We start from the raw sequence: 11,500 nt of genomic DNA, 5'->3' as shown, positions 1-11,500 counted from the left end.
TCCACTCTATGCAGCCTCTCTTTTTCCGTTCGCGCGTGGCGCTTTCAGCCGGCTTGCTGGCTATCGCGGCTTCGGCTCAGGGCCAGACTAATCCCCACACCATTACCACGGCCGTGCCCATTCTAACCCTTAGCCCCGATGCGCGGTCATCGTCGCTGGGCGAAGCCGGTGTGGCAACCTCGCCCGATGCGAATTCGGCGTATTTCAACCCGGGCAAGCTGGGCTTCGTGCCTTATAAGTACGCGGCTTCGGTGTCGTACTCGCCCTGGCTGCGCAACATCACCGACGACATGAGCCTGTCGTACCTCTCAGGCTATAGCAAAGTGGGCCAGCGCTCGGCATTTGGTGCTTCGCTGATGTATTTTGACCTGGGCACCATCGACTACCGCAATGGCCAGAACCTACCCCAGGGCTCGTTCAACCCCAAAGAATACGCCCTTTCGGTATCTTATGGCATTCAGCTGACCGATTATTTTGGGGTGGGTGTCTCGGCCCGCTACATTCGCTCCAACCTTGTGGGTACTGTGAACGGCAATGATGCCCGTCCCGGAAACGCGGCGGCTGTCGACCTGGGCGCCTACTACTCCAAGGACGCAACCATTGGCACCGGCATTTACAACTTGGCTTTTGGGGCTTCGATAACCAACATCGGCAACAAGATTACTTACAACGATATCGAGAATCCGAGTTTCTTGCCCACCACGCTGAAGCTGGGCACGGCAATTACCCGCGAAATCGACCAGTACAACAAAATTACGCTGGCGTTCGATGCCAGTAAGCTGCTGGTCCCCTCGCCGTATTACATTGATGGCGTGCCGACTAACCGCCAGGACATTGTGGACGAAAACGCGCGCCGCAGCAACCAAAGCATCGTGAGCGGCTTGTTCAACTCGTTCAGCGACGCGCCCGGCGGCTTCAAGGAAGAGTTGCGCGAAATCAACCTCTCCACCGGTCTGGAGTACAACTACAACGACCTGCTGTACGCCCGGGGTGGTTATTTCTACGAAAACCTCGACAAGGGTGGCCGCCAGTACGTGAGCCTGGGCTTGGGTGTACGCTACCAAGTATTCGGCATCGATGGCACCTACCTGGTGCCCACGGGCCAGAACAGCCAGGCCAACCCCCTGGCCCAGACCATTCGGGTGTCGCTGCATTTCAACCTGAACAAGCTGTCCGAAGCTTTTGACGAAAACGGGGCCGGTGGCACCAGCGGCAGCACGCCTTCGAACTAACCCCGCCTTTTTTAGTTACCCCACAGCTCCCCTTCTCGGCCGAGAAGGGGAGTTTGTTATTATTGCTTATGCCTGCTTCTTCGATTTCTGCTTCAATGCTCGACCGTACCGTTGCCCCTCCCGTTCAGCCTCTGGCCCGCGTCACGCTGCCCACTGCCGATGTGCGGACCCTGCCCAGCGGTGCCCGCCTGCACGTACTGGCCAACGATGCCCAGCCCGTGGTGCGCCTGCAAGCCGTGTTCCGGGCCGGCAAGCTGGCCGAAAACCGCCCCAGCCTGGCCTCTCTCACCGCCCGCATGCTGCTGGAGGGCACCACTACCCGCACCGCCCGCCAGATTGCCGACGAACTAGCTTTCTACGGCGCTTCACTGGATTGCGACTCCGGCTTCGACCGCTCCACGCTCACGCTCTACTGCCTCAGCCGGCACCTGCCCACGCTGCTGCCCCTGGTAATTGACGTACTCAGCAACCCCGCCTTCCCGGCGGCCGAGCTGGAGCAGCTCAAAACCCGCACCGTGCAGAACGTGCGGGTCGAGCGCAAAAAGACCAGCTTTCTGGCCTCCGAGCGGTTCAATGAGCTGCAATTTGGTGCCCACACGGCTTACGGCCAGCCTTTCGATGCCGAGGCCTACCAAGCCCTGACGGCGGAGGAAGCCCAGGCTTTTCATCAGGCAATGTATTCGTTTGGCAATGCCGAAATATTCCTCTGCGGCGATGTGGCCGCCGAGCAGGAAATGGTCGCCACCGCGTTTGGTACGGCTTCCGATACTGAAATACCCCCAGCTGCCGCGCCCGTAATTGACGAGCCTATCATTTCCGCGTTGCCCGACCGGGTGGCCGTGGCCGGCAGCTTGCAGGCGTCCATTCGCATGGGTCGCCATTGGCCCGCGCCCACGCATCCCGACACCCACCGCCTCAAGCTGCTGGTGAACGTGTTCGGTGGCTACTTCGGCTCCCGCCTGATGCGGAATATCCGCGAAGACAAAGGCTTAACCTATGGCATTTATGCCAGCGTGGCCCCGCGCGAGTTCGGCACGTCGCTCGTTATCGGCACCGATGTGAAGGGCGAAAGCGCCGACTTCGCCGTGAGCGAGATTGAACTGGAGCTGCGCCGCCTGCAGGAGGAATTAATTCCGGCCGAAGAGCTGGAAACGGTGAAAAACTACATCCTGGGCAAGTTTGCCAACGAGCTATCCACCGTGTTCGAGCAGTGCGATAAATACAAGTCGCTCGTGTTCCTGAGTTTACCCGCCGATTATTACACCCAATTCGTGCAGCAGGTTGAAACCGCTGATGCAGAAACCCTGCGCGCCCTGGCCCAAACGTATTTCGCGCCGGAAGCCATGCAGGTGGTTATTGCCGGTCCGCCGCTGAAACTCGAAGCATAAGCAACAGGAAAAGGTATTGCAAGCGCAGCCTCTGCATTTTGTATTTGACAGAAAATCAGTTGTATGAACCAACTTGCGGAATAGCTGCATAGCGGCGTCAGGTTTGGAGGTAATCGAATGAAGCAGCGAAAAAGCCGCGTAGCGGTGACAGAAATGCTAGGCAATCTGTCACCGCTACGCGGCTTTTTGACGTGGCACTGGGAGTTCTACAAACCTGCCACCGCTACGCGGCAACTTGGATACTTACACGGTAGAAGTGCTTCGGCGGCGCTCAGCATGACCGTTCAGTGGGTGCCTGTTATAATGCCGGTTCCTGGATGGCGGGCGGCGTGGCGTTGTATTCAGTGGTAGCGGTGCGGTGCTCCGCGCTTTTTTTGCCCTGGTCGTCCTTCACATCGCGGCGGCTGAAGGGGCGAATAATGAGCCGCAAAGCCTGGTCGGAACTGAAGTAGCTGAAGGCCCAGTCCACCAGCGCCACCACCTTATTGCGGAAGCCCACCAGCGTCAAAAGATGTACAAATAGCCAGGTGAGCCAGCCGAAGAATCCGTTAAAGTGGATGTTCTTGGGCAGGTCGACTACGGCCTTATTACGGCTCACGATGGCCATCGAGCCCTTGTTGTTGTACACAAAGTCGCGAGGCCGTTCGAGGCGTAACATGCGCTGCAAGTTAGCCGCGAGGTGGTCGGCGTGCTGCTGGGCCACGGGCGCGAGCATGGGCAGGCCCTTGGGCATGTCGGCGGTCACCATGTTGGCCACGTCACCGATGGCGAAGATGTTGGACTGCCCTTGCACCAGGTTCCAGCTGTTCACGGTGATGCGCTTGTTACGGGTCACGGCCTCGGCGGGCAGGCCGGGCACTTCGGCCCCGTTCACGCCGGCGGCCCACACCAGGTTTTCGGTCGGAATAAATTCGGTATCGGAGAAGTAGGCCTTGCCGTCCTCGTAGCGCTTGATAGAGGTGTTGAGCTGGACCAACACGCCCAGGTCGTCCATGTAGCGCTTGGCATCGGCCTGCGAGGCGGGCGACATCGGCCCGAGCAGCGCCGGCCCGGCCTCCACCAGAAAAATCTGCATGGCCTGCAAATCCAGCTCCGGGTAGTCCTTGGGCAATACGTGCCTGCGCATCTCGGCCAGCGAACCGCTGATTTCCACGCCCGTGGGGCCGCCGCCCACCACCACAATATTCAGCAGCGCCTGCTTCTCAGCGGGGTCGCTGGTAAGCAGGGCTTTCTCGAAATTCTGGAAAATAAAGCTGCGCAGGTTCAGGGCGTTCGGGATGCTCTTGATTTGCATCGCGTTGCGCTCAATGCTTTCCAGCCCGAAGAAGTTGGTGAGTGAGCCGGTGGCCAGCACCAGATAGTCGTAGCGGATATCGCCTACGCTGGTAATCAGGGTATTGGAGGCCGGGTCTACGCGCTGTACGTCGGCCATGCGGTAGAAAAAGTTGGTCTGCCCCGCAAAAATCTTTCGAATCGGGTACGCTATGCTATCCGCTTCCAGCGCGCCCGTGGCTACTTGGTACAGCAGCGGCTGGAAGTTGTGGTAGTTGTTGCGGTCGACGACGACGACCTGCACCGGTGCTTTATCCAGGGCCTGGGCCAGGCGCAGGCCGCCAAAGCCACAGCCCACGATAACTACGCGCGGCTTATCCGAAACGGGGAGGTTGGTATCCATATGACCACATGATTTGACCGCAGATTTAGCGGATTTCAACGGATTGAACAGATTTTTTGTGGTTCCCTGTGGGCAAGCCGTCAGGTTAAAACGTGAAAAAACCGGCCTTTGTTTAAAGCCGGTTCTTCCCATCGGCAGCAAAGCGGCCCGTTTCATCTAAAAGAAAGCCAAAGGCCTGTCAGGCCCAGCAACCACAAAAAATCTGTTTAATCCGTTGAAATCCGTTAAATCTGCGGTCAACTCATGTGGTCCTATTCGTCGTCGTAGTTCTTCTTCTTGAACTCGCCCTTTTTCACCTGCTGAATGAGCTGGAGCCAGCTGAACGGGTTGAGCAGCGGGTTGTTGGAATATTGGTTGGGGGCCATGCCCATATGGCGGTCATAGTCGAGCTGCTGGTTGCTCATGGACTGGCGGAAGTTGGCCACCGCGCCCATGGGCTGGGTCCGGAAAATGCGGTTCATCAACTCCTGGTTCAGGTTGTCGGCGGCGGCGCTGCCGCGCTCGGTGGGCAGGCGCAGGGCCAGGAAAGCCTTTTTGAAGTCGCGTTCGGTGGTATAGGGAAACACGCGCACCTCTGGCAACACGGTGGCGTCTTCCTTGAGCTGCACGATAACGGAGTAGCTCTGGCGCTGGAAATCCTTCGGGATGACGATGGTCTGGTTGGCGTAGCCCAGCGAGCGAATCACGATGCTGTCGCCGGCCAGCACGGCCATCGAAAAGTAGCCGTAAATGTTCGAGGCCGTGCCCCGGCCCGCCTTGGGCACGTACACTGTGGCCCCGGGCACGCCCAGCAGGCTGTCGCCGGTAGCCACGATGCCGGTGAACTGAATCACCTTGCGCTTGCCCTGGGCATGCGCGCCCGACGTGGCGAACAGCATGACCAGCAGGGCGGCGGCCAAAAAGAAAGAAAAGCGACGAAGGCGCAAGAAATCAGGCATATTCAGATAGCGGAAGAACAAATATACGGCATCCGATTCGGGGCCGATGGTACCTTTGGGCAGAAAGAACGAGGGGCGAACTTCCCCTTCCCAGACAGCAGATGCGCTTGAAACATTTCACGGTTGCTTTTGGGCAGCAACTTTTTAAATCCCTGGGCGATGAAAGTCGCGTCCGCATCCTGCATTTGCTGTGGCGCAATCAGGAAATGGTGGTGGCCGACCTGGAGCAGGTGCTGGATTTCACCCAGACCAAAACCAGCAGGCAATTATCGTACTTAAAGAATGCAGGTTTGGTGAACGTGCGTCGGCTCGACAACTGGATGTACTACTTCCTGAAGGAAGAGACGGCCGAATTGCTCCAGCAGTTGCTGACTTTCATGGAAAAAGACCCCCAGCTGCTGCACGACCAGCAAGTGTACCAAACCCTGTGGTCGAACCGCGAGCTGGCCGCGTATAAGCTCCAAAACCGCCACTGGCATGGCTCCGCGTAACTTTTCGGTATGGCGCGGCCGGCTATTTTCTTTCGCTTATGAGTACCGTTCGCCGCCTGTTTGTGTGTGCCAATCAAAAATCCGGGGTGGGGGAGGACGTGGCCAAAGCCCTGAAAAAAGAGTTGAAAATTCAGGGCATCAAAAAGCTGCTGCACGGCGAGGAGCGTGAAAGTGTGCGGGTGCAGACCTGCAATTGCCTCGACCTCTGCAAGCAGTGCAAAAAAGGCCCTGGCGCGGCCCTCATCGTATATCCCGAAGGCACCGCCTACGGCAAAGTGCGCCCTGCCGATGCTGCCGAGCTGGTGGCCCGGCACCTGGGCCTGGGGCAGGTGGTGGGGCGCCTGCTGTTGCGCGACTAGTAGGCCGGCAAAAGCCAACACTCGCGGGCCAGGAAAGGCCTTTGGCTAGCCCGGCCGCCGCCGCCGCCAACCGTAGGGCCACATAATCCGTTGATAGGGCAATTCATTTGCTTTTCATTCTCGCTCCCATGCGTTTTTCTCTCGCAGCCCTGGTCCTCACCGGGCTGAGCTTTACCGCCGCCGCCCAGCCGGCTGCCCCCCCCGATTCGGTTTACACCACGCCCCCGGCCGCGCCCCGCAGCGTTGGCCTCGTGCCAATGGCCGGCCAGCAAGTTCGCAGTACGAAGTCCTTCGGCCAGCTGGGTAAAAATGGTACCCTCAGCTTGCTGCCCATTCCGGTAATATTCTACCAAGCTGAAACCGGCTTCGGTTACGGCCTGGGCGCGCTGCTCAGCGGCCGGTTTTCGGCCGATACTCTCACCCGGCCTTCCAACGCCAGGGTGCAATACTGGACCACTACCGAGGGCCAGTCGCTCATTCAGTTAGTGCATTCGGTGTACACGCCGGGCGAGAAATTTTACCTGAACGGTGAAATTAGTGCTTATGATATCCTGCTGTTTTATTACGGCAAGGGTCCGCAGACGGTCAGTGGCGACGAGTCCAAAACCAAGTACAAGCTGTTCATCATCAACCAGCGCCTGCAAAAGCAAATTGCTCCCAAACTGTTCTTTGGCGCGCAGTATCGCCTCACCAACATCACCAGTGTTGAAGCGCCGGATGCGACCAAAGACGGCAAAACCAACGTGTTCTACACCGACCCGCGCATGACGGAGCGGGAGCGCCACGATACCCGCATTTCGGGCCTCGGCCCGGTCATTACTTATGACACCCGCGACGTGCCGCTGGCTGCCTTCCACGGCAGTCTACTCGATTTCGGCGCTACGTTCAACGGCACGGGCCTTGGCTCGGACTACCGCTTCGTGCGCTACCAGCTTGATGCCCGCAATTTCCAGCCGCTGGGTTCCACCAATACCATTCTGGCCACTCAGTTTCTGGGGCAGTTCCACACCGGCGATGTGCCGTTCCGCGAGCTGGCCGGCCTGGGGGCCAACCTGGGTGGCACGCTCTACAACAACGCCAACCTGCTGCGCGGCATCTACGAGCAGCGTTTCCGCGACCGTCAGATGATAATGTTCCAAGCCGAAATCCGTCATAAGTTGTTTCCAAATTCCAACAGCAGCGTATTGAAACGCTTTGACGGGGCCGTATTTGGCGGTGTGGGCAATGTGAATCAGTACATCGACAAGTTCAGCCTCAGCGATACCAAATACGCCGGCGGCGCGGGCATTCGCTTCAACTTCATCCGCCGCGACCGCGTGAACCTGCGCCTCGACTACGCCGGCGGCACCGGCAGCTCACCGGGCATCCTGTTTGCCATCGGCGAAGCTTTTTAAGCACAGCTGTTTTGTAAAGAAAAAGCCTTTCCTGATTTCAGGAGAGGCTTTTTTAGTGGAAAATGACCACGATTTGCAATCTGAACAATTATAAAGAGCAGGGTATTGACTACGTGATTTTTGCCGCATAATCAAGACTTTAGGCGAAGGCAACTGGTGCTCAGAAAATAAGCTGAGCCTTATCCTTTGGCCACTGCCCGGCGTACATCCACCCCAATGGACCACGCTACTCCCGCACGTTTCCTGGCGGCCCACGAGGCCACTGCCACCGCCCCCATTTTTTCGCTGCTGAAGCCGCCCGTGCCGCCGCGTGACCACTGCGCGGCTCGCCTGCGCCAGCAGCTGCCGCCGCCACGCGCCGGCTTGCGCATCAGCATCATTATTCCGGCCAAAGACGAGGCCGCTACCCTGCCCGCTGCCCTAGCTGCGTTGGCCGCCCAAGTCACGGAACACGGCCAATTATTGCCAGGTAATGCTTTCGAGGTCATCGTCTTGGCCAATAATTGCCAGGATGATACTGCTGCCGTGGTGCGCCGCGAAGCCCGGCGGTTTCCCGGGCTGGTATTGCACGTAGCCGAATTGCTTCTGACCGGCGACACTGCCCACGTAGGCCGCGCCCGCCGCCTGCTGATGGACGAGGCCTGCGCCCGGCTGGAGCAGGTGGGCCAACCCGCTGGCATCATCGCCAGCACCGACGCCGATACCCGGGTAGCTCCCGACTGGCTGGCCACCATTCAGGCTGAAATAGCTGCCGGGGCCGATGCTGTGGGCGGCCGTATTCTCACTAGTATCGAGGAGGGCGGCCCGGCGGCTCTCCAGCGCATCCAAGCGCACGATGCGGCCTACCGCCTGCTCTGCGCCCGCCTTGAAGACCTAATTGACCCCGCGCCCGCCGACCGCTGGCCCCGCCACCACCAGCATTTCGGGGCCAGCCTGGCACTTACGGCTCGCGCTTACCGCCGGGTGGGCGGCCTGCCCGAAGTACGGTTTCTGGAGGATGAAGCCTTGTGCCAGGAGCTGCGCCGACACGATTTGGCATTGCGCCACAGCCCCCAGGTGTGCGTCCTCACTTCAGCCCGCCGCCAGGGGAGGGTGGAAGTGGGTCTTTCCTGGCAACTGAACGAGTGGTTGCGCATGAGCCAGCAGCAGCGCGAGCCGCACGTCGAAAACCCCGTGCAGCTGCTGCGGCAGTGGCAGCTGCGCCGCCAGTTGCGCGCCTGTTGGGCCGGCAGCCCGGGAGCTGAACCGGACGCTGCCATCGCCCGGCTGGGCCTGCCCGTGGCCACCGTACTGGCCCAAATGCAGCAGTCGGCCACGTTCGGCGCATTGTGGGAATGGGCGCTGGCCCACAGCCCCAATCTGACCATGGCTTTGGTTCCGCTGTCGCAGGCGCTGCGGGTACTGCCCCGTCTCATCAGGAGTGGCGTGGAGGCGGAGTGGCGGCCGCTGGGTTAGCGCTTTTCCAGCAGGTCGAGCCGGTAGGTTTCGTGGCGCTGGCCAGTGAGGTGGCGCAACGGACCATTGGCAGCGGTTTTGTCTAGGAAAAATCCGTGTACATCGTCGCCGGTCAGGGGGTAATCATGCACGGGCGGCGTCCAATGCACCAATAGCAGTTGGCCGCCGGGGTTCAGGCCGGCTATGAGCAGGTCGGCTGCCCGGGCCAGGTCGGCCGGCGACCAATAGTAGCCGACCTCCGAAAGCACAATTAAATCGAACGATTGACTGGGGAATTCCTCGGGTACCCGCAGCTGCCGGATTTCAACCTGTGGCAAACCCGCGCACCGCGCCCGCGCCTGCGCCAGGGCGGCCTCGCTCACATCCACGGCCAACAGATGCCCGGAGCGCTCGGCCAGCTGCGCCGTAAGCACGCCCAGCGAGCAGCCAATTTCGAATGCCTCCGTGTAGCGTGGGCGGGAAAGGGCGGCCAGCGTGGCGGCGTATTTCTCCCGTTCGTAGGGGCTGGTTTCGAAATTCCACGGGTCGCGGTTGGCCTGATAAACCTGGTCGAAGTACTCCGGCGGCAGGGTGTTGGGCTGGTTCTCGTTCATGATTCAAGCGCTTCAAAATAGACTTCGTACGGTCCGGCAAAGTGCGCCAGCATCTCCGGCGACAATAAAAATCCTTCGGTATCATCGGTAAATACGCCGGGTGCCACCTGCGAGCGGTGCGCCGCAATTGCCCGCTGCTTTGGCCTTAGGCCCGCCGCAATGTCCAGCCGGAAGCCCTGCACGGCATCGGCCGTCGTGGGCAGGTCCTCCGGCGCGGCGCGCTCCCAAGCCCATACCACGTATTCAAGGCGGCGCGGCGGTTGCGCCATGGCCGCCAGCGCCGTTTGCACCAGCCGGGCGGTAGCGCAGTGGTCGGGATGCGGGTCGCGCCGCCAGGGCACCAGCACGGTAGCCGCTTGCTGCTGCTCCAGAAACGCCCGCAGCCGCGCCGCAGCTTCGGCAAAGCCGGGCTCGGCCGGGCCGGCGGGCACCCGCCCATCCGGCAGGCCCAGCAGGAGCGGCTCGGCTTCATCTATGCCTAGAATAGTGAGGGCGTGGCGAAACTCAGCCTCTCGTATAGCGCGCCGCGCCGGGGCTGAGAACAGCATAGAATTGGGGTGCGACATGGTACCGTCGCTCACCAGCACGGCCGCCACGCGCTGCCCCGCCTGGTGCAACAGGACCAGCAGGCCCCCGCAGCCAAGCGCTTCGTCGTCGGGGTGCGGGGCAATGACTACGGTGGAGCCCAGGCCGGCCGCAAAGCTGGCGGGCCGCACCGGATATTCGGAGAAAGGAAGCACGCTGGTAAATCCGGATAACTGACAACAAAAAACGAACAACTAAAACGTCTTGCCCTCCAACACGAACCGGCCTACGTCGGCCAAAGCCCCATCGGGGGCGGGCTGGCGGAGGTAGTGGGTGAGGTCGCGGTGCAGGCGCTCGAATGGCTGTGGGCGCAACAGGCCGCGCGCTCCTACGCAACGCTCGGCCAAGCGCAGCATTTCCAGGCTGATGGTTTCGATGGCAGTACGCATCATGTTGGCGTAGGCCACGGTGGTTTCGGCCCCTTCGGGCGTAGTTGCGCCAGCACGGCTGGCATTGTCGGCGGCCCCGCGCACCCACTGGCGGCCACTTTCCAGTAGGATGGCCATTTCGCCGAGGCGCTGGCGCTGGTAGGGGTCGTCGGTTCGGCCCAGGTTGCGCAGGAAACCCACGGTTTCGTCAAAAACAGCCTCGGCCCCGGCCAGCTGCACGGCCGCAAACCGGATGGCCCCGCCACTGAACGCCGGCTGCTGGTAATACGCATTGGGTGGGCCGATGAGGTCGTCCGGGCCGATTTCCAGCCCGGTCAAATCGGCCCGGAAGCTGGCCGTGGCCCGCATCCCCAGCGGCTGCCAGAACGAGCGGTCCAGCGCGGGCGGCTGCGCATCGGCCGGCAGCACAAATAGCTGCCAGCCCTGCCCGTCGGGCCGCGCCCCGGTAATGAGCGGCCGCGCCAGATGGCCCGCCCCCGAGGCGAAGGTTTTGGCCCCGCGCAGGCGGTAGCGGCCGCTGGGCAAGGCTTCCAAGTGTACCCCATCGGCCGGATTTTCGGTGTTCCAGACGCCGAACAAATGCCCGGCGCGGGCATCGGCGGCGTAGCGGGCCACCTGTTCTGCCTTGGCCAGCTGCTGAATGAGCAGCAGCGCATTTACGTGGCCTTCGTACACGCGTCCCACCGCTAGGTTGCCCCGGCCAACGTGCTGCAACACCCGCAGCAGCGGCAGCGTGGCCGCCGGCGTGTGCAGCCCGGCCCCGCCGAGGGCCCCCGGCAGCGCCGCCGTGAGCAGCCCGGCCGCGTGCAGCCAGCCAAATTCCTGGGTGGGAAAGCCGCCTTCCACATCGGTAGCGGCGGCCTGGGCAAATAACTGAGAGGCAAGCTGCGCGGCGGCGGTTTCAGCATTGGTAGGTGTCATTGCTGCACCGGGTAGCGTCGTTGCGCCGACTGGTGCAGTCGGTCTGGGCTTCGCAGCAAGGGGAAAAGCGGTGGTTGGCA

The 11,500-nt window shown here is 61.1% G+C and carries 11 protein-coding genes; 6 read left to right on the top strand and 5 right to left on the bottom strand.

What is annotated here, in order from left to right:
• The first annotated feature begins 8 nt into the window (after positions 1-8).
• Both porV and ACVWYF_RS15510 read left to right on the top strand, forming a co-directional pair.
• Positions 9-1,232, top strand: coding sequence for a type IX secretion system outer membrane channel protein PorV (porV, locus tag ACVWYF_RS15515; RefSeq protein ID WP_457069580.1), 1,224 nt, complete (start codon positions 9-11; stop codon positions 1,230-1,232).
• Positions 1,233-1,327: 95 nt separating this feature from the next.
• On the top strand, positions 1,328-2,620 hold the full coding sequence (locus tag ACVWYF_RS15510) for a M16 family metallopeptidase (protein ID WP_457069578.1): 1,293 nt from the start codon (positions 1,328-1,330) through the stop codon (positions 2,618-2,620).
• Between the two features lie 298 nt (positions 2,621-2,918).
• Here the strand turns inward: ACVWYF_RS15510 and ACVWYF_RS15505 are convergent, their stop codons facing one another.
• Entirely contained in the window at positions 2,919-4,295 is a 1,377-nt protein-coding gene (locus ACVWYF_RS15505) for an NAD(P)/FAD-dependent oxidoreductase (protein WP_457069576.1), read from the bottom strand.
• A 251-nt stretch (positions 4,296-4,546) separates the two neighbouring features.
• A complete protein-coding gene (locus ACVWYF_RS15500) occupies positions 4,547-5,233 on the bottom strand; it encodes a carboxypeptidase-like regulatory domain-containing protein (RefSeq protein WP_457069574.1) in 687 nt (228 codons plus the stop codon).
• A gap of 101 nt (positions 5,234-5,334) precedes the next feature.
• On the opposite strand from ACVWYF_RS15500, the gene ACVWYF_RS15495 reads away from it, so the two are divergent.
• From ACVWYF_RS15495 to ACVWYF_RS15480, 4 genes are all read left to right on the top strand, one after another.
• Positions 5,335-5,724, top strand: coding sequence for an ArsR/SmtB family transcription factor (locus ACVWYF_RS15495; protein ID WP_457069572.1), 390 nt, complete (start codon positions 5,335-5,337; stop codon positions 5,722-5,724).
• 38 nt (positions 5,725-5,762) lie between these two features.
• Positions 5,763-6,083 carry a (2Fe-2S) ferredoxin domain-containing protein gene (locus ACVWYF_RS15490; RefSeq protein ID WP_457069570.1) on the top strand — a complete coding sequence of 107 codons (321 nt, stop codon included), beginning with the start codon at positions 5,763-5,765 and terminating at the stop codon, positions 6,081-6,083.
• 128 nt (positions 6,084-6,211) lie between these two features.
• A complete protein-coding gene (locus tag ACVWYF_RS15485) occupies positions 6,212-7,477 on the top strand; it encodes a BamA/TamA family outer membrane protein (protein WP_457069568.1) in 1,266 nt (421 codons plus the stop codon).
• 216 nt (positions 7,478-7,693) lie between these two features.
• Entirely contained in the window at positions 7,694-8,932 is a 1,239-nt protein-coding gene (locus ACVWYF_RS15480; protein ID WP_457069566.1) for a glycosyltransferase, read from the top strand.
• Here the strand turns inward: ACVWYF_RS15480 and ACVWYF_RS15475 are convergent.
• Genes ACVWYF_RS15475 through ACVWYF_RS15465 form a run of 3 tightly spaced genes read right to left on the bottom strand, consistent with a single transcriptional unit; the run spans position 8,929 to position 11,420 of the window.
• On the bottom strand, positions 8,929-9,525 hold the full coding sequence (locus ACVWYF_RS15475; RefSeq protein ID WP_457069564.1) for a class I SAM-dependent DNA methyltransferase: 597 nt from the start codon (positions 9,523-9,525) through the stop codon (positions 8,929-8,931). The genes ACVWYF_RS15480 and ACVWYF_RS15475 overlap by 4 nt on opposite strands.
• On the bottom strand, positions 9,522-10,265 hold the full coding sequence (locus ACVWYF_RS15470) for a PIG-L deacetylase family protein (protein ID WP_457069562.1): 744 nt from the start codon (positions 10,263-10,265) through the stop codon (positions 9,522-9,524). The genes ACVWYF_RS15475 and ACVWYF_RS15470 overlap by 4 nt, the downstream gene beginning before the upstream one ends.
• 39 nt (positions 10,266-10,304) lie before the next feature.
• Positions 10,305-11,420, bottom strand: coding sequence for an acyl-CoA dehydrogenase family protein (locus ACVWYF_RS15465; protein WP_457069560.1), 1,116 nt, complete (start codon positions 11,418-11,420; stop codon positions 10,305-10,307).
• Positions 11,421-11,500 lie beyond the last annotated feature (80 nt).

The sequence above is a fragment of the Hymenobacter sp. UYAg731 genome, from assembly GCF_054061335.1.
The sequence above is the reverse complement of the archived record's forward strand: the minus strand, read 5'-3'. Positions and strand labels throughout refer to the sequence as shown.